We start from the raw sequence: 21,114 nt of genomic DNA on the forward strand, positions 1-21,114 counted from the left end.
GCCTCCGCTGGCGCAGCCAGGAGGGGTATGGCCGGCGGCGCTGGGTCGAGGTTCATTCACACAACAAGGAGACCAGTTGAATGTCGGTAATTGCAGCGCGGCGACCGAATACTGGTACGCGAATACGGCGGCTCTCGCGACGCGTCGCGGGCCCGGGGATGCCGGCGGCCTGCGAGGGAGCGAAGGCGGGCGGCCCGGCCCGTTGACCGCGGGGAGCGCAAGCGGCGAGACTGCCCCCGCCATGAGCGAGAGGCCGGCCCCCAATCCTTTCCAGCCCCCGCAGGCGAGCCTCAGCCTTGGGCCGGCGCGGGCGCACGGATCCGCCGGCAAGGCGCTGCTCTTCGGCTTGCTCGCAGACCTCGGGTTCACGATGGTGCTCGGGATTGCGTTCTTGTTCGCCTATGCGGTGTTCCTTGCCTCCATGGGCGCGACCGACGACGGTCTCGCGAAGGCACTCACGTCGCCCTCGGAGGGCTTCACGATCACCCTCACGGTGATCGGCACCTTCGGTTCCGCGATCGGCGGCTACACCTGCGCCCGCACCGCGCGGCACATGGAGTACCGGCTGGCGTGGGTGCTCATCGCGCTCTCGCTCGTGCTGGGATGGGTGCTCGTGGGAGACGGGACTTCCGTGACGCTGGCGCTCGTCACGACTGTCCTCACGATCGGTGGCACCCTGTTCGGCGCCTGGGCCGGCGCACAGCAGAATCGGCGGCGGGGGTAGACTCCATGCCCCGCGTGATGCCCGAGCTCGAGACGGAGCGCCTCCGGATCCGCCCCTTCACCCGCGGGGATCTGGATGCCTGCCATCGAATCCTGGATGGCGGCGACGAGCGGGGAATGAGCCTGGAGCAGCGCCGAGAGTGGCTCGAGTGGTGCGTATTGAACACCAGGTTTCTGGCCGAGCTGTACCAGCCGCCGTACGGAGAGCGAGCCGTGACGCTCAGGGACGGGACGCTGGTGGGCGTGGTCGGCGTCGTGCCCTTCGTCGACTCGCTGCGCGGCGGTCCGGGCGGCGTCGCCAGCGCGGACGTCGCGCTGTACTGGTTCATCGCGGCCGAGCTGCGTGGCCGGGGCCTGGCCGCCGAGGCCGCCCGAGCGGTAGTGCGCCACCTGTTCGACGAGGAGCGCCTCGACCAAGTCATCGCCACGACCGAGCCCGACAACCTCGCGTCGCAGGCCGTGATGCGCAAGCTCGGCATGACCGTCGAGCGGGCGCCGAACCCCCACGCGCCCCGGCCGCGCGTGATCGGGACGCTGACACGCTACGCCTTCCGCTGAGCTCCGATCGCACGCTGCACGAGGCAGCACACTCTCTATCTGGCAGTTTCAACCCCGTCGTCGCCTTAGCGTAGCGCCAGCGTGAACGCGAGCCCGAGGCTCACGCGCAGATCATGGACCGCCTGCACATCGAGGGCGGGCGGCAGCAGCCGGTACTCGCCCTCGATCACCGCGGCGATGGGTTGATCGTCGATCGCGGCCAGGATCCTCTCGACGTGCGCGGCCGAGCGCACGAGGACTCGCCAGCGCTCTTCGCTCGTCCAGTGCGGGACGACGTCGCCTCGACCATCGAAGACCGTCAGCCCGTCGCCGCTCTGGAGCCGCAGCCGCAGCGAGCCCGCGGTCATGGGTGCGATCCGGTGAACGACCCTGGGCTCACCGAGCGTGCGGCGCGCGGGCGCGGCCCGGGGAGAGGGGGACTCCGCGTAAGCGTCGATGTCGTAACGGACCCCGAGCCCGATCTCGAAGCTGCGGCCCGCCTCGCCCGTGCGCCACGGATCGAGGATCGCCGTGGCGCGCGCCACGCCGAGCCGGATCAGCGGCGCCGGCGATCCGTCGCCCTGGCGCCGCGGGATCGAGGGGATGCTCACCCGGCCCACCTCGGCTTCCACGCCGATGTCGAAGGGGAAGGGGACCGCGATCGGCGGCGACATCGGCAAGACCACCCGCGGCGATTCGTCGTGCCGCAAGAACGACGCGCCGTACAGCGCCGCGTCGAGCGCGGGCACGCCGTCGAGCGCCTGCCCCGCCGGAGACACCCGGCCGGCGAGGACGCGGTGATCCGCCTGCCAGACCACGCGGCCAGGCCCGGAGCCCGTCACGCTGCGCGCGCGGTAGGACAGGCCCGCGTCGATCTCGGGCTCGATCTCGATCGCCCCGCCCGCGCCCCGGTGCAGCGCGGACGCGACGCCGAGCCACACCCGGCTCGCCGGGTCGAAGCGCACGCGGAAGCGCCGGCCCTCCTCGGAAACGGCGGTATCGCCGCCGCCCGCGCGCTCGCTCTCCTCGCTCTCCTCGCGTGCCGGCTCGGCGCGGCCGGCGCGCGGGGAGAGCGCCGCGGCCGCCGCCATGACGAGCAGCGCGGCGAGGCGCCGAGCCGTCACGGGTCCTCGAAGGCGGGCATCGGCTCGAACACCCGTGGGGGAGCCCAGAACGACACCCGCAGGCCCGCGGCGGCCTTGACCTCCACGTCGCGAATGTCGCTGTCGAGGTCGTTGCGGCTCACCCCCATCGCGGCGAGCCGCAGCGAGATGGGCTGATCGTTGATCGCGAGGAGGATCCCCTCGTAGGCGATGGTGGCCTCGAGTCGGTTCATCGCCTCTCCCCTCCCGCTCCCGGCCGCGATGCTCGGGCGCCGGTAGGTGAACGCGGTCGAGAGCGCGTGGAGGCCGCCCTCGCCGAGGCTGAAGCGCGTTTTGAGGGCGCTCGTCGGGCCGACGTACAGAGCGCCTGTGTCCAGGCCGTCGTCGATCTCCGATCGGCGCTCCCAGTACTCCCCCAGATCGGCGCCCGCCTCGAGCCGGATGTGGCTGTACATGTCGTTCGACTGCCACGGACTCCACGCGAGGTGGACCTCGCCGAACTCCACGTCGAGCGTGTCGCGGCGCGCTGGAGGGCGGTCGTTCACCGACACAACCCGGAAGCCCCAGCCCATCCGCGGCGAGATCGCGTGAAGCCGCGGCTTGCCAACGAAGGTGCTGATCCAGTGGGCCGGCCGCCGGTGCAGGTGCTGGTAATCGTAGCTGAAGAGCACCCCGGAGAGCTCGAGATCGTCGAACGTGGCCGCCCCCTCGAGGATGCGCATGTCATGGCGGGCGCGGGAGCGCGTCGAGAGCACGCTCACGTGGATACCGGCCTCGGCCCTCCCGCGGCCCAGTGGGAAGCTCGCGGGCACGGGGAGCCCGTTCTCTCCATGGAACGTGGGCAGCCAGGACGCGCCCAGGTAAAGCCGGTTCAGGAGATCGAACTTGACCTGAAAGGCCTTGCCCTCGGCCGAGCGCGCGTAGCCCGGCGGCGCCTCGGGGATCGCGGCGACGATGCGGGCGCCGCGCGCGGTCAGGGCCCGGTAAGCCTCGGTGTCTTCAACCACGTTGCACGGCTGCACCTTGTCGAGCGCGCCGCCGTCGTGGGCCAGGTGATCGGGCGCGACGAGGCAGCGCTCGCCCTCTGGCGCTGGCTCGCATTGAACGCGCACCGCGCCGCCGTTCGGCGACCGGATGCAGCGAACCGGCTTGTCCCAGGAGAGCTGCGGCGGCTCGCCGGGGCGAGCAGGCGCGGACCAGAGCATCGCCGCCGACAGGGGGACGAGCAACGCGTGAATCCAAGGCAGTCGTCGTCTCAAAGCACCCTCACGAGGCAAAGGAGCTCCACGGCGGCAAAGCCGCCCGCGCTGTACGCGAGCGATTCAACAGGCGCTTCGCGGGCGCTCGAGGCGATAAAGCACGCATCGTGCCCTGCGACACGGTGTCGGAGCGCGCGTCGCGCATGCCAAAAATTCCGAGAATTCAGAATGTACCGACTGCTTCGCGGGGGCGAGGTGCGAAGTGGTCAGCGCGGCGACCCCTGAATGAGGAGCAATGCATTACCCAGGTGCGCAGGGTTCTTCACAGCAGGTTGTCGGCGCCTCGCCAACGGCGGTCGCGGCTCGCGTCGTTCGGGTCGAGCCACCGGCGTCGAGGGACCGGCGACGTCGTACTGGCCGCGCAGGTTCGAGTGGAACCTCTGATTCTCCGGGGAGTATCCGCAGTGGAACGCCCGGTTGTAGACGAGGTTGTTACTCCACTCCGTCAGAGCGAACTCATGTCGATGAGCTCGAGTCGGCCCTCGAGTTCCTGCTCGACGATGACGTCGACGAGCCCGCCGATGCGCAGCTCGCGCGCATCAAGGAGTTCCGCGCGCAGGACGGCCAGCGCTCCAGCGCCCTCTCCCAGGGGCTCCGCGATCACGCGGGGCTCGCGACCTCGGCCGGCGCTCAGCCCTCGCAAGCTCCGCCGTCCCGCCCGCGCCGCGCGCTCCTTCCGTTCTGCCGTGCGTCCCTCCTCCGTGACAACTTGACAACCGCACCCGTTGGCCGGGCGCGTCTCCGCAATCCGTGCTCCCGCCCGCTTGCGCCCCGCCCGCGACCGGCGCAACCCTCGGGCTCATGCAGACCCGCGCGCGTCACCCGCCGCTCCCGCGCTCCACCGGGCCGATCCTGGTCGCCGTGGCCGCGGCCCTCTCTCTGTCCGGGCCGAAGCTTGCCCCGGCAGCTCCGCCCGAGGCCACGTCCTCGCCACCGAAGTCCGCGCCGGCCGCGGCTCCGAAGGCTGCGCCAGCTTCAGCCCCGGCGGCCGCGCCGGCCGCGGCCCCGGCATCCGCGCCCGCCGCGGTGGCTCAGGCCGCGGCCTCCCAGGCGCCGAAGCTCGACATCCCGTTCACCAAGTACACCCTCAAGAACGGCCTCACCGTGATCCTCCACGAGGACCGCGCGCTGCCGATGGTCGCCCTGAACCTCATGGTCAAGGTCGGCTCGCGGTTCGAGGAGCCGGGGCGCACCGGCTTCGCGCACCTGTTCGAGCACCTCATGTTCATGGGCACGCGCCGCGTCCCCACGAAGCAGTTCGACGCCTGGATGGAGGCCGAGGGCGGCTGGAACAACGCGTGGACCAGCGAGGACCGGACCGCCTACCACGAGGTGGCGCCGGCCCACGCGCTGCCGCTCCTGCTCTGGCTCGAGGCCGATCGGTTCTCGTCGCTCGCGGACAGCATGGACCTCCCGAAGCTCAACGCGCAGCGCGACGTCGTGCGGAACGAGCGCCGCCAGACGAGCGAGAACGAGCCCTACGGCAAGGTCGACCTCCTCATGCCCTCGCTCATGTACCCGCAGGGGCACCCCTACCACCACCCCGTGATCGGCTCGCACGAGGACCTCCAGGCCGCGACCGTCGACGACGTCACGACGTTCTTCCGGCGGTGGTACGTGCCGAACAACGTCTCCCTCGTCGTGGCCGGCGACTTCGATGCGCAGAAGACGCGCGATCTCATCGAGCGGTTCTTCGGCGGCATCCCGGAGCGGCCCGTCCCCGCGGCGACCACGCCCGCGCCGGTGAAGCTGAGCGGCGTCGTGCGGAAGACGATCGAGGACAACGTGAACCTCCCCAAGGTGATCATGGCCTGGCACAGCCCCGCGCACTTCGCGCCGGGCGACGCCGAGCTCGACCTCCTCGCCACGGCGCTCGAGCAGGGGAAGGCGAGCCGCCTCTACAAGGCCCTCGTCTACGACAAGCAGCTCGCCCAGGAGGTGAGCGCCGTGCAGCGCTCCGGCGATCTCGGCTCGACGTTCACCGTCGAGGCGATCGCGCGGCCGGGCGTGCCGCTCGAGAAGGTCGAGGCCGCCATCGACGCCGAGCTCGCCAAGGTGCGGGACGCGAAGCTGAGCCGCGAGGAGCTCGATCGGGCCAAGAACCAGTACGAGACCGCCTTCGTGACGGCGCTCGAGTCGGTCGCCGGCCGGGCCTCGATGCTCAACCAGTACGAGACGGCGAAGGGCCAGCCCGGGTTCGTGGAGCAGGATCTGAGGCGCTACCGCGACGCGACCGCGGAGTCGCTGCAGGCGTACGCGAAGAGCACCCTGGACCCGAACGCCCGGGTGATCCTGCGGGTCGTGCCGAAGGGCAGCGAAGAGGCGAAGAAGGCGGTGACGAAATGAGAGCGAGACACGCAGGCGCGATGATCGCGCTGGTCGCCGCGGCCCTCGGCTGCGAGCCGAGGACGCCGGCGCAGTCCGCTGCCCGGGCGGAGGCGCCGCGTCCGAGCGCCCCGCCGGCGGCCGCGAAGCCCGCGGACCCGCTCGGGCCCAGGCCGGAGCTGCCGAAGCCGCAGCCGTTCACGCCGCCGGCGCCGGTGGTGCTCGACGGGCCGAACGGCGCGAAGGTGTGGCTGCTCGAGCGCCACACGCTGCCTATCGTGTCCGTGGCCATCGGCGTCGCGTCGGGAGCGGCGGACGATCCGAAGGGCGCGGCGGGGCTCGCGCACATCACCGCGGACATGCTCGACGAGGGCGCGGGGACGCGGAGCGCGGTGGAGCTGTCCAGCGCGATCAACGACCTCGGCGCCACGCTCTCGGTCGGGGCGCGCGCCGACGGCAGCGTCGCGACGCTCTCCGTGCTGAAGAAGAACTTCGACAAGGCGTTCTCGCTGCTCGCCGACGTCGTCGCGCGCCCGCGGTTCGAGGCGAAGGAGTGGAAGCGCGTCAGCGAGCTCTGGCAGAACGACCTCAGGAAGCGCGGAGACGACGCGACGCGGGTCTCGGGGCTGGTCTCGATGGCCGCGCTCTACGGGCCGGGCACGCCGTACGGGCACCCCGTCGACGGCCTGGTCTCGGACGCCAGGTCGATCGGGCTGCCGGCCGTGAAGGCGTTCTACAAGGCGGCGTGGCGCCCGGACCACGCGGTGATCACCGTGGTCGGCGACATCACCCGGGACGAGCTGCAGCAGGCGCTCTCGCGCGATCTCGGGACGTGGTCGGCGAAGGGCGCCACGGCGAGCGCCGCGCCGGCCGCGAAGGGCGCGGCGGCGAGCGCAGCGCAGGGCGCGGCGGCCGCCGCGCCGGCGTGGAAGCCGCCGCGGCTCGTGCTCGTCGACCGCCCGGGGGCGCCGCAGTCGGTGATCGCGGCCGTGCGGGAGGGGGTTGCGGCGAGCGATCCTCGGCGGCCGCTGCTCCAGCTGATCAACTCCGCGCTCGGCGGCTCGTTCACGTCGCGCCTGAACCAGAACCTGCGCGAGGATCACGGCTGGTCCTACGGCGCCGGCTCGACGTTCACCGAGACGAGGCTGCCAGGCGCGTTCGTTGCGCGGGCCTCCGTCGTCACCGAGGCGACCGGACCCGCCCTGAAGGAGATGCTCGCCGAGCTCGCCAGGATGGCCGACTCCGGGCTGACCCGGGACGAGCTGGCGAAGGTGCAGGCGCAGGATCGCGCGGATCTCGTCTCCGCCTACGAGACCGTGAACCGCACCGCCCAGCGTCTCGGTACGCTGGCGCGGCTGAAGCTGCCGGAGACGTTCGACGGCGACGCGAGCAAGGCGCGGCAGAGCGCGACGCTGGCGAGCCTCGCGGAGCTCGCGAGGGCCGTGGATCCGAAGACGGCGACCGTCGTGGTGGTGGGACCGCGGCAGGAGATCCTGCCGCAGCTCCAGGGGATCGGCCTCGGCGAGCCGGAGGCGTGGGACGTCGAGGGGCAGCCGATCCAGCCGAAGAAAGAGCCCTGAGCGGCGTGCGTCCTGGGCGGGGGCTCCTCCCGCCGCGCGGGCAGCGGGAGGAGCGGGCGGCACGAGCGGGCCCTCAGGGCGCGGTCGGCTCGAAGTCGATCGGGCTGCTGGGCGCGCCCTCGTGCAGGACGCCGTCGCCGAACCAGTAGACGAAGCGGGGCTCCTCCGCCCCGTCGAGGTGGGCCTCCAGCCGGACGATGGCGCCCGGGGTGGTGGCGAACGTCATCGCGTCGATGTCCGAGCCGGTCTCGGCGTGGAAATACGCGACGCCGATGTCGACGAGGCGCGTCTCGTCCGTCTTCTCGATCTCGATCCCCGCCAGGTCGATGAGCTCGGACGCCGTGTCGACCGAGGCATAGAGATCGAAGCTGCAGACGACCTTCGAGATGTTGGTGTCGCAGGTCGTCCAGAGCGTCCACGTCCCGCCCTCCGTGTACTCGACGAAGACGCCGACGCCCTCGCCCGGCTCGGTGCTCAGGGTGGCGTCCGTGTCGATGGCGACGCGCCGCACGTCGTCCGCGGGCGGCGGGGGAACGGTGTCGTCGCCGTCGTCCCAGTCGTCGTGGACGTGATGGCCATCGTGGTCGCGGTCCTCGTCGACGATGATGCAGCCGGCCGAGGCGAGGGGCGCAGCGACGAGAAGGAACGACCACAGCCCCAGTGAACGACGCTTCACAAAGTCAGCGAAAAGAGTCATCGGATCTGCTCCTGCTCGTGGACGTCGCAAGACGTGGACCAAAGCGCTACCTCGACCGTGGGCGACCGGACGCCGGCGCCGTCTTCCCCGGAGCCGGGCCTGACGGAAGGTGGATCCTGGGGCGCGGCGGGGACGACGGCGCGCTCGGGAGCGCGCGCGGCTTCGCGCTCGGCTGCGGCGCCGGCGTCGCTTGCGGCAGCGGCCGCGGCGCCGTGGCCGACGGCGATCGGTGCGGGAGGGCACGCGTGGCGGCCGGCGGCTCCGGGGCGGGTACGGGCGACGGCGGCGTGACCGTGGGCCGCGACGGCCGGTGCGATGGGCTCGCGCCGGTGCGGGGCAGCGCGCCCGCGTCGGAGACGCCCCGCGCGGGGAGGCCGGGCCTGGCGATCGGGGCCGGAGCGTCGCCGCCGGGCGTCCCCCGCGGGTGCAGCGGCGTGCGCAGCGCGGGCGCCGCGCGACGGTCGTCGCCTGCAGGCGACGCCGGACGGCGCGCCGGAGGGGGCGCGAGGCGTGCGCTCGGCGTCGTGCTCCTGCGCGCGTAAGCGAGGGCGCGAGGATCCGGCCTGTCGCGGTGCCTCGGGGCGGCCGAGGAGGGAACGCCGGCCTCCGCGAGCGACGGCGACGCCGGGCGGTAGCCGCCAGGGCGGATGCCGTGGGGCGGGCTCGGGCGGCCCGCGCCACCATCGCCGCGCGGGCGGACGTCGGCGTGCCCGGGCCTGCCAGCGGTCGGCCGCGCCGGCCTGTAGGTGTGCGAGTGCGCGGCGATGCGCCGGACGACCGCGCGATCGCGGACGACGTGCGTGTGGACGTGGCGATGGAACACGTGCGTCGTCGGGCAGAAGACGTACGCCGCCGGGGGAACGGTCCACAGCGAGACCGCGACGCCGCTGCTCCAGTAGTAGGTGGGCGGCATCGGGGCCCAGCCGACGTAGCCGGCGTCACCGACGCGCCAGACGACCCACGCCGGGGCGTACGTGCGCCCCGGGATCCAGGCCCAGCCGTGGGAGGAGATCCAGACCCAGCGGCCATAGTGGAAGGGGATGTGGCCCCACGCGTAGTCGCTGACCCAGAGCCAGTCGCCGTCGTCGGTCAGCGCCCAGTGGCCCGCTGTCTGGTAGGGCGCGAAATCCGGGCCGACCACGACCGCGGAGGGCACCCAGACCGTGCCGTAGCCCGGGGTGTCGATCCAGGTGCCGTACGCGGCGAGCGGCTGCTGGAACTCGACCAGGGCGCTCGGGTCGGTGTCTTCGTACGCGTCCGCCTCGATCTCGGCGTTCACGCGGACGTCGACCTGAACCGACGGGGGCTCGGCGGGCTGGGCGGAGGCGCTCGCGGGCGCGGCGATCAGCGCGGCGAGCAGCGGCAGGGCGCCGCCGAGCCCGCGGAGCCGGGCCCCGGGGATGCCCGGCGCCGCGGGTGCAGGGCGCAAGGGGGAAGCGGACAGCGGGAAAGGCATCGGCAGCATGATGGGTCCTTCTGGAGGGGGGTGCCAGGGAGAGGTCGGGCTGGCCTCGGGCGCCCTCAGATCTCTTCAGACGTCCCTGCGCGCCCGACGTTGCACATTGCAGGCCACCATCCGGAGCGCCGCGCTTACGTGCCATGCGCCGAGGCACCCGACCGAGGTTGAGGTGTCGGCGCCCGACCGAGGTTGAGGCAGCGGCGCGCGCCCTCGCCGGGGCTCCTCCCGCAGCGCTGGCAGCGGGAGGAGCGGCGGGATCGCCCTCAGGGCGCGGTCGGCTTGAAGTCGAGGGGGTTGCTGGGCGCGCCCTGGTGCAGGACGCCGTCGCCGAACCAGTAGACGAAGCGAGGCTGCAGGACCCCGTCGACGTAGGCCTCCAGCCGGATGATGGCGCCCTGGGTCGTGGTGAACTCCATCGCGTCGATGTCCGAGCCGGTCTCTGCGTGGAGATGCGCGACGCCATCGCTCACGAGGCGCGTCGAGTCCTTCGTCTCGAGCTCGATCCCCACGACGTCGAACAGCTGGGACGACGTGTCCACCGAGACATAGAGATCGAAGCTGCAGATGACCTTGGAGGTGTTGCTGTCGCAGGTCGTCCAGAGCTTCCACGTCCCGCCGGGGGCGTACTCGATGAAGATGCCGATGCCCTCGCCCGGCGGGCTGCTCAGGACCGCGCCCGTATCGATGGCGACGAGCCGGGGGTCGCCCGCGGGGGCACGTGGCGGAGGGACGCGGCTGTCCCCCGCGTCCTCGTCGCCGTTGTGCACCGGGGGTTCATCGCGGCGGGCATCCTCGTCGTCGGCGAGAACGCAGCCGCCCAAGCCGAGGGGCGCAGCGACGAGCAGGAACGACCATATCCCCACGGAACGACGCTTCATAAAGTCGGCGGGAGCAGTCATCGGTTCTTCTCCTGCGCGCGGATGTCGCAATACGTGGACCATGCGTCACCTCGACTGCGGGCGACCGGATGCAGGCGCCGGCGCCGCCTCCTCCGCAGCCGGGCTTGACGGGATGCGAATCCTCGGGCGCGCCGGGGACGGCGGCGCGCTCGGGCTCGCAGGCGGCCTCGCGACCGTCGCGCCCGCGTACGGTGCCGGTGTCGCCGGTCGCATCGGTCGAGGCGCCGAGACCGACGGCGCGTGGTGCGGGACCGCGTGTGACGTGGTCGGCGGGGCGCCGACGCGCGGCGTGGCACCGACGCGCGGCGTGGCGCCGACCCGCGGCGCGGCGGCAGCAGGCGGCGTGGCACCGACCCGCGGCGTGGCGCCGACGCGCGGCGCGGTGGTAGCAGGCGGCGGGGCGACGACGTGCGGCGTGGCGCTGACGCGCTGCTCCGGGGTCGGGGCAGGGTAAGCGGGTGTCCTCGGGGCGTGCAGCACGCGCGCCTGGGGCCGGTCGCCGCCCGAGGGAGCAGGGGGCGCCGAGAGACGCGGCACCGGCGCCGGCGCGACGTGCGCGCTCGGCGTCGCCGCTTTGCGCGAATAAGCAAGAGCGCGCGGGTCCGGCCTGCCGCGGAACCTCGGCGCGTCCGACGACGGAATGCCGACCTCCACGAGCGAGGGCGACGCCGGGCGATAGCCGCCAGCACGGCTCCGGCCGGACGGGCTCGATCGCTCCGCGCCATCCGGGCGGGCCCAGCTGCGCTGGGGCCTGCCCGCGGTCGGCAGCGCCGGCCTGTAGGTGCGCGAGCGCCTGGTGATGCGCCGGATCTCATCGCGATCGCGGACGACATGCATGTCGACGTGATCGTGGAACACGTGCGTCGTCGGGCAGAAGACATACGCCTCAGGGGGAACGGTCCCCAGCGGGACCGCGACGCCGTCGCGCCAGGAGTAGGTGGGCGGCATCGCGCTCCAGCCGACATAGCCGTCATCGCCGACGCGCCAGACGACCCACGCCGGCGCGTACGCGCGCCCCGGGATCCACGCCCAGCCGTGGCCGGTCGTCCGGATCCAGCGGCCATAGTGGAAGGGGATGTGACCCCACGCGTAGTCGCTGACCCAGAGCCACTCGCCTTCGTCGGTCAGCGCCCAGCGCCCGTCGGTCTGGTAGGGCGCGAAATTGAGGCCAACCTCGGACCAGGAAGGCACCCAGACCCTGCCGTAGCTCGGGTCGTCGACCCAGGTGCCGTAAGGGGCGAGCGGCCGGTAGAACTCGATCAGGGCGCTCGGATCCGTGTCCTCGTACTCGTCCGCCTCGAGCTGCGTCTGCGCGCTCACGCGGACCTCGACCTGGACCCTCCGGGATGCCGCGGGCTGTGAAGGAAAGGTCTCATCAGCGCCGTACGGGGCGTAGCTCGCGCCCTGCGGATACCCCTCGGCGGCGGCGCATGCGGGCGCGGCCATGAGCGCGGCGGCCAGCGGCAGCGCGCCCCCGAGCCGGCGGAGCCGCGCCCCGAAGCGGCGCGGCGCCGCGGCCGAAGGGCGCGAAAGGGAAGCGAACAGCGGGAAATACATCGATACCATGCGGGTCCTTCCGGAGAGACGTGCGAGGGAGAGGTCAGGCTGGCCTCGGGGGTCCCGAGACCTCTTCGGCCGCCCTTGGACGTCCCTGAGCGCTCGAATATTGCAGCTGCACTGCAAGCAGCGGTCCACATCGCCCGCGCCGCGCACCAGGCGGCGTGGACCGGCAGCGCTCGCTCGATCGAGCGAGCGCGCGGCGCTCCTCAGTCCAGATCGCTGTCGTCGAGCGCCGGCGTCTCGTCCCCCGGAGGCGGCGCTCTGCCGGGCAGCGCCGGCGGCCTCGGAAGGAGCGACAGCCGCGCGTGCGCGTCGGCCAGCTTGCGGTCGGCCTCGCGCAGGCGCCGGTTCAGCACCCGGATCACGGCGTCCGCGATCTCGGCCGTCTCCCGCACCGCCTCGTGGAAATCCTCGGCGGAGACCCGGAGCAGCTCCGCGTCCTCGGTCACCACCGCGGTCGAGGCCCTCGGCTCGCTGTCGAAGAGCGACATCTCGCCGAACACGTCGTTCGCGCCGAGGCGCGCGATCTCGCGGCCGTCCAGCGTGAGGCTCACCTCGCCCGAGATGATCGAGTAGAGCGCGCCGCCAGGCTCGCCCTGGCGGAAGATGACGTCGCCCCGGGCCAGCGACACGACGAGCGAGCCGCGCGCCAGCGCCACCAGATCGTCGCCGGCCACGCGGGAGAAGAGCGGAACACGCTGGAGGAACAGGACCTTCTCGATCGTCGTGTACATCTCGTCCTCGGGGTCGATGCCGGTGCCGCCGGTGACCGCCCAGTATCGTGCGTAACGGGCGACCGCGGGATCCTCATCGGCCCGCAGCGCGTCCAGCCGCTCGCGGGCGCCCGGCGGCGACGTGACGGCGACCGCGATGGCGGCCGCCTCGCGGACCAGCGGGTCCGGATCGTAGGTCGCGGCGAGCGCGTCCCCGGCGGCGCCGGAGATGGAGCTCCGGGCGACGGCATCGAGCGCGAGCGCGGCGCTGTAGGGGTCGCCGCGCACGATCTCGTGGCGGATCCAGGAGATGACCCCGGCCTCCGGCGGCAGGGGCCTCCGGGGGAACGCCGCGGACAGCTCGAGCAGCCGCTCGACGAGGGAGACGAGGCGCTCGCGCAGCGGGCGGTCGAGCAGCGACTCGAGCACCTCGAACGCGTTGGCCCGCAGCGCGGGATCCGGGCCGAAGACGTGGGTTCGCACGAGGGCGACGACCTCGCGCGGGTAGGCGAGCTCGCACAGCCGGAGCACGCGGATGAGCCCCTTCCGCAGCCGGCGGAGCAGGTGCTGATCGAGCAGCGCGCCGACGACGCGGGGGCGCACCGCGATGTACGCCTCGCGCGTGCGGACGTGCTCCAGCGTCTCGTCGTCGATGCAGGCGCGGATCACGCGGAGAGGCGCCGGCGGCGCGCGCAGCGCGAGGCGCAGGCGCGACGCCGACGCGAGCACCTTCTGGCGGAGGGCCTCGTTCGGGTCGTCGATCCGGGCGAGCAGCACGTCGAGCGCGTCGTGGCTGCAGAGCCGCGCGAGCACCCGCGGGATCGCGAGCCGCACGGCCCGCGGGGTGTCGTCGTCGTCGAGGCGCGCCGCGAGCTCCGGGATGGCGTCGTCGCCGAGCGCCTCGATGGCCCGGGCCGCGGCCGGCGCGAGGGCGCGCTCGGCGAGCGCGTCCGCGAGCAGGGGGAGCAGGCGCGGGTCGGCGACGCTCGACGAGGAGCGCACGGCCGCGCGCCGCACGGCGGGGTCGGGATCGCCGATGAGCCGCGCGAGCGCGCGCTGGAGCGACGCGTGGCCGACCAGGCCGAGGATCCTGGCGGCGGCGACGCGATCGCGGGGCGACGGGCTGTCGAGCAGCGCGCGCAGCCGCGGCGCGCCCTCGAGCATGCCGTCGAGGCCGCAGTAGCGCAGGAGCGCGGCGATCGCGGCGGCCCGGAGCGCCTCGCCGCCGGGCGCGTCCGCGGCGGCGCGGGGCGCGGCGCCCGCCCGCGCGAGCGCGAGCAGCTCGTCGTGGGCGTCCTCCCGCAGCAGCGCGGCGAGCGCGGCGACGGCGGCGACGCGGACGTCGGTGTTCCGGTCGTGGATCGCCGCGCGCGCGATGCTCGCGCCCTCCTCGTGCTCGAGCTCGGCCGCGAGGCGCACCGCGAGCGCGCGCACCCTGGCCGAGCCGTGGCGCGCGAGCGCGGGCACGGCCTCGCGCACGAGGGTCGGGTCGAGCTGCTGGAGCTGTTCGACCGCGAAGAGCACCTGCACCATGGCGCGGCTGTAGAGCGCCTCCTTGAGGATCGCGCGCGTCTGGGGGCCGTACGCGACGCTGTCCGGCTCGATCTGGCGGCGCATCAACGTCCGGCGCATGGCGTCGAAGTAGCCGCGCCGCACGAGCGGGAGGAGGGCGATGGCGGCGGCGCAGAGCGGGAGGGAGTAGACGCCGATCCACGCGGCCTCCTCGACGAGCGCGGGGCCCGTCGCGGCGGTGGGCGCCACGACGAGCAGGATCAGCGCGCCGAGCCCGTAGCCGAGGGGCTTGGCGATCGTGGAGACGAGCGTCCGCACCCGCTCCCGCAGCGCCGGCGGGAACGGGAAGAACAAGAGCTGCATCGTCGCGTCGTAGATCGTGAGCTGCAGCGCGTTGTCGCTCAGCTTGAGGATCGCGCCCCAGGCGAGCGACGGCGCCGCGAGCAGCGCGACGGTGCTCGCGGTGAACGCGGCCGGCATGGCGAGCAGCCCGCCGAGCACGCCGTGGCGCCGGAGGACCCGGGGGGTCGCGACGAGCTGCACGAGGAGGCCGACCACGCCGACGGCGCCGTAGAGGAACCCCATGAACCGGGTGAGGTCGTCGACGTGGGGGTAGGCCGTGAGGGCGATCGCCTTGAACTGGTAGTCGCCGATCGTGAGGACCGTGAAGAGGAGGAAGGTCAGCAGCGCGACGGTGAGGGCGTAGCGCGATCGCCACACGTCCATGCGCGGAAGGCGGGCCTGGAGGAGCTCTTCGTCGCCGGACGGGGGGCGCCCGAGCGGGTAGCGCCGCGCGAGCGCGCTCGTGAGCGCGGCCATGGCGAGGAGCGCCGCGATGAGCACGAACAGGAGGTTCTCGGTGCCGATCCACCGGACGACGGCGCCCGTCGCGAAGCCGCAGGCGACGGTGCCGACGACGCGCCCGCTGCCGATCAGGCCGAAGAGGCGCTTGGCGCTGCGCGGGTCGTGCAGGTCCTGGGCGACGGCCCAGACGAGGACGGCGGTGAAGTTCGCGATGATCTCGGACCAGATGTAGAAGACCAGGTACGCGGCGCGCACCTCCTGGCCGATGAGGACGCGCAGCAGCGCGAACGTGGCTGCGCCGAAGAGGGCGAAGGCGACGCAGAGCTGGGCGCGCGGCAGGCGGCGGGCGACGCGGTCGTACGCGAGCGCGGCGACGGCGGAGGCGACGCCGTAGACGATCCACATCGGCGCGATCCAGGTGACGGGGAACCTGGTGAGGAAGAGCGCGTCGCGCGCGGAGCGGCCGACGACGAAGAGGAGGGCGGCGAGGAAGAGCAGGCAGAAGAGCAGCGCGGTCCGGTGCAGCTCGACGCGGTCGAGGGGGACGCCGAGGACGGCCGTGTGGGCGTCAGGGGCGGCGCCACTCGGCGCCAGCCGGCTGGGCCGGCTCGAGGTCGGGCGCACCGTCTCCGGCGCCGCGGCGCGCTCCTTCGCGCTCGGCCCTGCCTTCGAGCCCGGCTGCGGGGGAGCGGCGTCGGTCGAATCCACCTGCCTCAAGCTAGCCGAGCTCTCTCGAAGAGCGCGTGTTTCGGGCCACGCAGCCCGTCCGTCGGCCCATGGCGCTGCGCGGCGGTCCGCTCACCCTGCTCCGCGGCACCGATGCCAACTTGTCAGGAATGGACGGTGACCATGGCCAGCTCGTCATGCGGCGCGCCTCCGAGCCTCCGAGGTGGGGCGTCGAGGACGCCTCCAAGGACGCCTCCGACGGGACCGCAGGGGCCTCCGAGGGCGCGTTCGACGCGGCATCCGGCGCGGGCGCACGAACGATTTCCGCGCCGTTCGAAGGGCTGTGCGGGGCATTTGCGGCGTGGTACGAGCTGTGCTGAAAGGACGCGCCCATGGACACGACAAGGTATCCCGTCCGGCTCCGGCCGCGAGGGCGGCGGCATCTCCCCCGGCTGTGCGCGGTGGCCCTCGCGGCGGCGGCGCTCGCCGGAGGCGCGCGACAGGCCGGCGCGACGGTGAACATCAGCAGCCAGGTGGTGCGCACCAAGGTCACTCGCCCGGACGCGCAGAACCCCCTCTGGATCAGCCATGAGGACTGCGTCACCGGCAACGATCTGGAGCTCACGCTCACGCTGACCAACCCGACGAGCAGCGATAGCCTCGAGGTGTGGGTCACCGAGTCGACGGATTGCACCCAGGCCGAGAATCGCCAGCCCGGCGATTACTGCAAGCGGCTCCCGGTGACGCCCGGCGTGGATGAGACGGTGGTCGTCACGCTGCCGGCCAAGGAGATCGCGAAGCAGCTGCTCGGCGCCGACGACTGCGAGGACACGTCGCGGGGGAGCACCGAGGCGGTCAAGATGGTCGTTTACTTCCTGCGGCTCTCCAGCGCGGACGACAGCGAGCCGGAGTTCGCGAAATGGGAGCAGACCAAGGTGGACCTCCAGGGCCCGAAGCCGCCGACGGACGTGCAAGCGCACTCCGGCGATGGGCGTATCCTCGTCGATTACACGCAGAACGAGGCCGATGAAGTGCTCGGCTACTATCTCTACTGCGACGACGGCGGGCAGTCCTCGCCTGCCTCGAGCGGGGCAGGGGCAGCCGGCGGAGGCGACGGCGCGGCGGGAGCCGGCGGCGGGGCAGCCGGCGGAGGCGACGGCGCGGCGGGAACCGGCGGGGGAACGACGAGCGGCGGCAGCTCCGGCTGCCATTCGTCGCTCCTGGTGCCGGGGGAGATCCCGGACTCCGCGCAGCAGTGCGGCAGCGTGGGGAGGGGCAGCCGTGGCGAGGCCACGAAGAACATCGTCAACGGCAGGTCGTATGTCGTCGGCGTCGCGGCCTATGACCAGGTGGGCAATGCCGGGCCGCTGTCGGCGATCTCCTGTGCGACCGCGACCGACGTCGACGGGTTCTTCGAGCAGTACCGGGACGCCGGCGGGCAAGCCGGTGGGGGCTTCTGCAGCATCGAAGGGCCGGTGGGGGCGGGCCGGTGGGCCGCTGCGCCGCTCGCCGCCGTCGCGGCCGGCGCGGCGCTCGGGTTGCTGCGCAGGAGCCGTCGTCGACGCCACGCGCACACGCACGCGCGTTCCTTCACGCAGGAGAGCGAATGAGCTGTCATCTCCGTCATCGGGCGGCCGCCTGCCTCGCCGGCAGCGCGGCGCTCCTCGCCGCCTCCGTCGCCGGCGCCCAAACGAGCCCCGGGATGGGTGACTGGCGGCAGCACGATCGCTCGAGGATCCAGCGAGAGGAGCGCTATGCGTCTCCTCAGAGCTTCGCGTTCGAGCTCCGCTTCGCCCCGTACTCTCCCCAGGTCGACGAGGAGTTCTCCGGCGCGGGCCCCTACGGGAAGACCTTCGGCGACGGCCAGGAGTTCTATTTCGGGGTCGAGGTCGACTGGCTGCCGCTCCGGATCCCGTACGTCGGCGCCATCGGCCCAGGGCTCGGCTGGGGGTACACGTCGGCGTCGGCGAGCGCCTTCGTGGCGGGCAGCGACGAGAGGGCCGAGGCAGAGGAGACCTCGCTCACCATCATGCCGATGCACCTGTCCGCCGTGCTCCGCGCCGACGAGCTGATGCGCAAGACGGGCGTTCCGATCGTGCCTTACGCGAAGGTGGGCCTGGGGATGGGATTATGGACCTCGACGTCGGGCCCTGTCACGCCGAAGCCCGATGGCGTCCGGGGCGAGGGCATCACGTGGGGCACGCACCTCGCGTTCGGCGGGATGCTCGCGCTCAACTGGCTGGACCGCCGCTCGGCCTCCCAGCTCGATGAGACGACGGGCATCAACCACACGTACCTGTTCGGCGAGTGGATGTTCGCGAACCTCGACGGGCTGGGCTCGCGCCCGCAGATGCACGTCGGCACCTCGACGTGGGTCCTGGGGCTCGCCTTCGACATGTGAGGCGCGGCGCCGCGCAATGGGTGCGCGGCGCCGGTACGCGCTTCACGGCGCGCTGCCTTCGAGCGGCGCGCCGCCGTCGTCTTCCTCGATCACCGTCGTTCCCCGCGGCCGGGCGGTCGTCGCGCGGCGCGGGGGGCTGTCGCTCGCGAAGGTCTCGACGGTCTCCTTGGACGGGGCTCCGACGATGGGCACGACGAGCTCGCGCGCGGCGCCCTCGCGCTCGTACGTGATCTTGAGCTCGCTGGCGCTGGCCAGGGCGCGATAGGCCGCGAACAGGTCGTCCGGGCGCTCCAGGGTCGTGCCGTTGACCTGGGTGACGACGTCGCCGGTCTTGAGCTCGATGCTGCTCCAGTCCGCGGGCAGCGCGAGGATCTTCCAGCCGATGAACGCGCCCGCCCGGACGACCTCCTCGACCGGCACGCGCCGCAGGATCCAGGGCGGCCCCTGCAGCAGCACCCGGTCGACGTCGGCGCGGGCGAGCTGCCCGGCGGGCACCGCCTGCTTGGGCGGCGTTGCGCTCTGCGCGCGCGGCGCCGGAGCCGCTGCCGGTGCGGCCGTCTGCGGCCCGCCGCACCCTGCGACGACGGACAGGGAGAGACATGCGCCGAGCAGGAGTCTTACGGGCGTCGACATCGGCGGGACTATGCGCAGCGGACCCGAGGAGGCCAAGTTCGATGCGCGGCGGGGGCGATGACGGATGCGACGGGGACGCGAGCGGCGAGCCAGCTGAGCCGCAAGGCCGGGGCCACCGGGCTTCGAGGCCGCAGGGCCCGCGAGGGGCGAGGATCGTCGGAGAGGGTCGGGGAGGCGGGATTTGAACCCGCGACAACGAGCACCCAAAGCTCGTGCACTACCGGACTGTGCGACTCCCCGGGCAGAGCGCGTCCGCGAGCGGGACCATAGACGAGGCGCCCTGCCGGGGCAAGACAGGTCGCGCCGATGGTCGAACGCGTCGAACGCGTCGAGCGCGTCGAGCGCCCGGCGCCGGCCGATCGAGCGCCCGGCGTCGGCGAGGCGTCGGCCGCGCGGCGCCCGTGTGGCTTTTCAGGTGCGTCGCCGCGAGAAAGGCGCTGAAATGAGGGCGCAGCATGAGCGGGACAGTCGCGCCGCTGTCGGTTCATCACCTGGCCGTGGTCGTGCGCGATCTGGTGCGGGCCGAGGCGTTCTACGCGGGCGTCCTCGGATTGCCGGTGGTGCGGCGCTGGACGGACGAGGCCGGAGCGCCTCGATCGGTATGGCTGGAGCTCGGGGGCGGCGCCTTTCTGGCCGTGGAGCGGGCGGGCGCCGCCGGGCCGATGCGCGCGGACGAGGCGCCTGGCTGGCACTGCGTCGCCCTCGGGATCACGCCGTCCGAGCGGGAGGCGTGGCGCCGCCGGCTGGCCGCGGGCGGCGTGATCGTCGAGCGGGAGAGCGCCTACACGATGTACGCGCGCGATCCCGACGGGAACCTGGTGGCGCTCAGCCACTACCCGCACCCGCGGGCAGGGCCGGGCTGATGGCGCGGACCGTGTGCAGTGCGCATGGAGCGCCGTGGTGAGATGATGGAAGGTCGGGCGGCGCGCCAGGGACCTGGAAGCTGCTCGAGGGCCTGCGCGTCGAAGGGGAACGAACGAGCCGGAGGGCTTCGAGATGCCGCGTTCAACGCCCGATTCCATGTCACCTGATGCGCCCGTGTCGCTCGTGCTCCCCTGCGGGGCGATCGGGCTCGTGGGCGGCTGGCTCGCGGCCGACGTCCTCGCGACGGACGAGCACGCGCTCCGCTTCTGGCTCGCGGGTGTGACCCCGATCGTCGCGGCGCTGCTGGGTTACTACCTGACGCCGCGGAGCGGAGGCGTCCGGGGTGATGGATCGATGGCGTTCGGCGCGGGCGATGCGCCGGCGGACGGTCTGCCGTGGGTCGACGCGCCGGGGAAATGGACCCGGCGGGGGCCGTTCGTGGAGGGCGTGCCGGCGCTGTGGGCCATCGTGGCGGCCGGCGCCGTGAACGGGCTGATCATCGGGCTCGTCGCGGGGCCGGCAGCGATGATCTTCGGCGCGGCGGCCGGCGCGGTGATCGCGCTGCCGTTCGTCCCGGCGCTCGCGGTGGTGCTGAGCGCCGCGAACCGCGTCGGGCGGGCGCGCGCCGGCTCGATCGTGGCGCTCTCGGATCGGCGGGCGGTGTGGGCGGCCACGGCGGCGGTGATCGCGGTGGCGCTGCAGCTGGGGTCGGGGCTGGCGGGGGCGGCGGCGCCCGACCTGGGGCGCCTCGTGGCGGCGATGGGGTTCGGCGTGGTGGGGGGAATGTGCGCGATGGACGCGATGGACATCGCGAGGGTGCTGAAGCTGCCGCGGGAGCGGAGCGGGGCGGGGGACGAGGTCGCGGAGCGGATCGCAGCGGAGATCGAGGCGGGGGCGATGGGGGTGATGGCGGCGGGAGACGACGGCGCAGCGGGGAGCGATGCGTGGGCCGGGGGGAAGGGGACGGGGGAGAGGATCGATCTCGGCCTCGGGGACGAGGTGCAGGTCGAGGTGGTGAGGCCGACCCACGCCTACCGGGGGGCGCAGCAGATCGCCCGGGTCGTGAGGGGGAACCGCGAGCGCGCCGTGGCGGCGCTGCGGGCAGGGCTGATGCGGGGCGCGGGCGCGCTGGCGATCGGGGCGGCGCTCTGGGGCGAGGTGTGGAAGTGATCGAGGCGCGCGGAGGCCGGAGGAACGCGCGGCGGTGAGGCGCGGCGGAAGAGCGGGCTGGGATCTGGCTTGATGCGTGAGGCGAGGTGTGCCAGGGTCCGGCCCCCGTAGCGGCTGTCGCCCCTGCCCCCGTAGCTCAGTGGATAGAGCAGCGGTTTCCTAAACCGAAGGTCGCAAGTTCAATTCTTGCCGGGGGTGCCGAAGGATTT

General features: G+C 73.2%; 18 protein-coding genes and 2 tRNA genes. 10 read left to right on the top strand and 10 right to left on the bottom strand.

Going from position 1 to position 21,114, the window contains the following annotated elements; translation table 11 throughout:
• Nucleotides 1–241: 241 nt before the first annotated feature.
• Both WMF11_RS11695 and WMF11_RS11700 read left to right on the top strand, forming a co-directional pair.
• A complete protein-coding gene (locus tag WMF11_RS11695) occupies nucleotides 242–724 on the top strand; it encodes a hypothetical protein (protein ID WP_437977507.1) in 483 nt (160 codons plus the stop codon).
• A gap of 5 nt (nucleotides 725–729) precedes the next feature.
• A complete protein-coding gene (locus WMF11_RS11700; protein ID WP_437977508.1) occupies nucleotides 730–1,281 on the top strand; it encodes a GNAT family N-acetyltransferase in 552 nt (183 codons plus the stop codon).
• Nucleotides 1,282–1,346: 65 nt separating this feature from the next.
• Here the strand turns inward: WMF11_RS11700 and WMF11_RS11705 are convergent, their stop codons facing one another.
• From WMF11_RS11705 to WMF11_RS11715, 3 genes are all read right to left on the bottom strand, one after another.
• Nucleotides 1,347–2,384, bottom strand: coding sequence for a hypothetical protein (locus WMF11_RS11705; protein WP_437977509.1), 1,038 nt, complete (start codon nucleotides 2,382–2,384; stop codon nucleotides 1,347–1,349).
• Complete coding sequence (locus WMF11_RS11710) at nucleotides 2,381–3,592, bottom strand: hypothetical protein (protein ID WP_437977510.1); 1,212 nt, start codon at nucleotides 3,590–3,592, stop codon at nucleotides 2,381–2,383. Before WMF11_RS11710 ends, WMF11_RS11705 begins: the two co-directional genes overlap by 4 nt.
• Nucleotides 3,593–4,067: 475 nt before the next feature.
• Nucleotides 4,068–4,226, bottom strand: a complete 159-nt coding sequence (locus WMF11_RS11715) for a hypothetical protein (RefSeq protein WP_437977511.1) — start codon at nucleotides 4,224–4,226, stop codon at nucleotides 4,068–4,070.
• A gap of 197 nt (nucleotides 4,227–4,423) precedes the next feature.
• Between WMF11_RS11715 and WMF11_RS11720 the strand changes: the two genes are divergently transcribed.
• Entirely contained in the window at nucleotides 4,424–5,968 is a 1,545-nt protein-coding gene (locus WMF11_RS11720; protein WP_437977512.1) for a M16 family metallopeptidase, read from the top strand.
• Nucleotides 5,965–7,527 carry a M16 family metallopeptidase gene (locus WMF11_RS11725; protein WP_437977513.1) on the top strand — a complete coding sequence of 521 codons (1,563 nt, stop codon included), beginning with the start codon at nucleotides 5,965–5,967 and terminating at the stop codon, nucleotides 7,525–7,527. Before WMF11_RS11720 ends, WMF11_RS11725 begins: the two co-directional genes overlap by 4 nt.
• Nucleotides 7,528–7,600: 73 nt before the next feature.
• On the opposite strand, the gene WMF11_RS11730 is transcribed toward WMF11_RS11725, so the two are convergent.
• The 5 genes from WMF11_RS11730 to WMF11_RS11750 all read right to left on the bottom strand — a co-directional run bounded on the left by WMF11_RS11730 (nucleotide 7,601) and on the right by WMF11_RS11750 (nucleotide 15,879).
• Nucleotides 7,601–8,203 (bottom strand): hypothetical protein, encoded by a 603-nt coding sequence (locus WMF11_RS11730; protein WP_437977514.1) that lies wholly within the window; start codon nucleotides 8,201–8,203, stop codon nucleotides 7,601–7,603.
• Nucleotides 8,204–8,270: 67 nt separating this feature from the next.
• Nucleotides 8,271–9,689 carry a DUF6600 domain-containing protein gene (locus WMF11_RS11735; protein ID WP_437977515.1) on the bottom strand — a complete coding sequence of 473 codons (1,419 nt, stop codon included), beginning with the start codon at nucleotides 9,687–9,689 and terminating at the stop codon, nucleotides 8,271–8,273.
• A 257-nt stretch (nucleotides 9,690–9,946) separates the two neighbouring features.
• Complete coding sequence (locus tag WMF11_RS11740; protein ID WP_437977516.1) at nucleotides 9,947–10,561, bottom strand: hypothetical protein; 615 nt, start codon at nucleotides 10,559–10,561, stop codon at nucleotides 9,947–9,949.
• Nucleotides 10,562–10,627: 66 nt separating this feature from the next.
• The gene (locus tag WMF11_RS11745; RefSeq protein ID WP_437977517.1) at nucleotides 10,628–12,148 is read right to left on the bottom strand and encodes a DUF6600 domain-containing protein; all 1,521 of its coding nucleotides are present in this window, start codon (nucleotides 12,146–12,148) and stop codon (nucleotides 10,628–10,630) included.
• 200 nt (nucleotides 12,149–12,348) lie between these two features.
• Nucleotides 12,349–15,879, bottom strand: coding sequence for a HEAT repeat domain-containing protein (locus WMF11_RS11750; protein ID WP_437977518.1), 3,531 nt, complete (start codon nucleotides 15,877–15,879; stop codon nucleotides 12,349–12,351).
• A gap of 68 nt (nucleotides 15,880–15,947) precedes the next feature.
• On the opposite strand from WMF11_RS11750, the gene WMF11_RS11755 reads away from it, so the two are divergent.
• Genes WMF11_RS11755 through WMF11_RS11765 form a run of 3 tightly spaced genes read left to right on the top strand, consistent with a single transcriptional unit; the run spans nucleotide 15,948 to nucleotide 18,238 of the window.
• Entirely contained in the window at nucleotides 15,948–16,217 is a 270-nt protein-coding gene (locus tag WMF11_RS11755; RefSeq protein WP_437908497.1) for a hypothetical protein, read from the top strand.
• Nucleotides 16,218–16,229: 12 nt separating this feature from the next.
• A complete protein-coding gene (locus tag WMF11_RS11760; protein WP_437977519.1) occupies nucleotides 16,230–17,447 on the top strand; it encodes a hypothetical protein in 1,218 nt (405 codons plus the stop codon).
• Nucleotides 17,444–18,238, top strand: a complete 795-nt coding sequence (locus tag WMF11_RS11765) for an MXAN_2562 family outer membrane beta-barrel protein (protein WP_437977520.1) — start codon at nucleotides 17,444–17,446, stop codon at nucleotides 18,236–18,238. The genes WMF11_RS11760 and WMF11_RS11765 overlap by 4 nt, the downstream gene beginning before the upstream one ends.
• Nucleotides 18,239–18,280: 42 nt before the next feature.
• Here the strand turns inward: WMF11_RS11765 and WMF11_RS11770 are convergent, their stop codons facing one another.
• Nucleotides 18,281–18,871 carry a serine protease gene (locus WMF11_RS11770; RefSeq protein WP_437908500.1) on the bottom strand — a complete coding sequence of 197 codons (591 nt, stop codon included), beginning with the start codon at nucleotides 18,869–18,871 and terminating at the stop codon, nucleotides 18,281–18,283.
• Nucleotides 18,872–19,037: 166 nt separating this feature from the next.
• Nucleotides 19,038–19,111, bottom strand: a tRNA-Pro gene (locus tag WMF11_RS11775).
• Between the two features lie 215 nt (nucleotides 19,112–19,326).
• Between WMF11_RS11775 and WMF11_RS11780 the strand changes: the two genes are divergently transcribed.
• The 3 genes from WMF11_RS11780 to WMF11_RS11790 all read left to right on the top strand — a co-directional run bounded on the left by WMF11_RS11780 (nucleotide 19,327) and on the right by WMF11_RS11790 (nucleotide 21,103).
• Nucleotides 19,327–19,734 (top strand): VOC family protein, encoded by a 408-nt coding sequence (locus tag WMF11_RS11780; RefSeq protein ID WP_437908501.1) that lies wholly within the window; start codon nucleotides 19,327–19,329, stop codon nucleotides 19,732–19,734.
• Between the two features lie 157 nt (nucleotides 19,735–19,891).
• Nucleotides 19,892–20,905 (top strand): hypothetical protein, encoded by a 1,014-nt coding sequence (locus WMF11_RS11785; protein WP_437977521.1) that lies wholly within the window; start codon nucleotides 19,892–19,894, stop codon nucleotides 20,903–20,905.
• Between the two features lie 125 nt (nucleotides 20,906–21,030).
• Nucleotides 21,031–21,103 (top strand) — tRNA-Arg (locus WMF11_RS11790).
• Nucleotides 21,104–21,114: the final 11 nt, after the last annotated feature.

Source organism: Sorangium sp. So ce295, from assembly GCF_051527405.1.
GTDB classification, from domain to species: domain Bacteria; phylum Myxococcota_A; class Polyangia; order Polyangiales; family Polyangiaceae; genus Sorangium; species Sorangium cellulosum_B.

Coding starts and splice junctions, on each gene's coding strand:
- WMF11_RS11785 (WP_437977521.1), top strand. CDS start 19,892: ATGTCACCTGATGCGCCCGTGTCGCTCGTGCTCCCCTGCGGGGCGATC.
- WMF11_RS11725 (WP_437977513.1), top strand. CDS start 5,965: ATGAGAGCGAGACACGCAGGCGCGATGATCGCGCTGGTCGCCGCGGCC.
- WMF11_RS11700 (WP_437977508.1), top strand. CDS start 730: ATGCCCCGCGTGATGCCCGAGCTCGAGACGGAGCGCCTCCGGATCCGC.
- WMF11_RS11695 (WP_437977507.1), top strand. CDS start 242: ATGAGCGAGAGGCCGGCCCCCAATCCTTTCCAGCCCCCGCAGGCGAGC.
- WMF11_RS11765 (WP_437977520.1), top strand. CDS start 17,444: ATGAGCTGTCATCTCCGTCATCGGGCGGCCGCCTGCCTCGCCGGCAGC.
- WMF11_RS11760 (WP_437977519.1), top strand. CDS start 16,230: ATGGACACGACAAGGTATCCCGTCCGGCTCCGGCCGCGAGGGCGGCGG.
- WMF11_RS11780 (WP_437908501.1), top strand. CDS start 19,327: ATGAGCGGGACAGTCGCGCCGCTGTCGGTTCATCACCTGGCCGTGGTC.
- WMF11_RS11735 (WP_437977515.1), bottom strand. CDS start 9,689: ATGCTGCCGATGCCTTTCCCGCTGTCCGCTTCCCCCTTGCGCCCTGCA.
- WMF11_RS11745 (WP_437977517.1), bottom strand. CDS start 12,148: ATGGTATCGATGTATTTCCCGCTGTTCGCTTCCCTTTCGCGCCCTTCG.
- WMF11_RS11770 (WP_437908500.1), bottom strand. CDS start 18,871: ATGTCGACGCCCGTAAGACTCCTGCTCGGCGCATGTCTCTCCCTGTCC.
- WMF11_RS11720 (WP_437977512.1), top strand. CDS start 4,424: ATGCAGACCCGCGCGCGTCACCCGCCGCTCCCGCGCTCCACCGGGCCG.
- WMF11_RS11755 (WP_437908497.1), top strand. CDS start 15,948: ATGGCGCTGCGCGGCGGTCCGCTCACCCTGCTCCGCGGCACCGATGCC.
- WMF11_RS11740 (WP_437977516.1), bottom strand. CDS start 10,561: ATGAAGCGTCGTTCCGTGGGGATATGGTCGTTCCTGCTCGTCGCTGCG.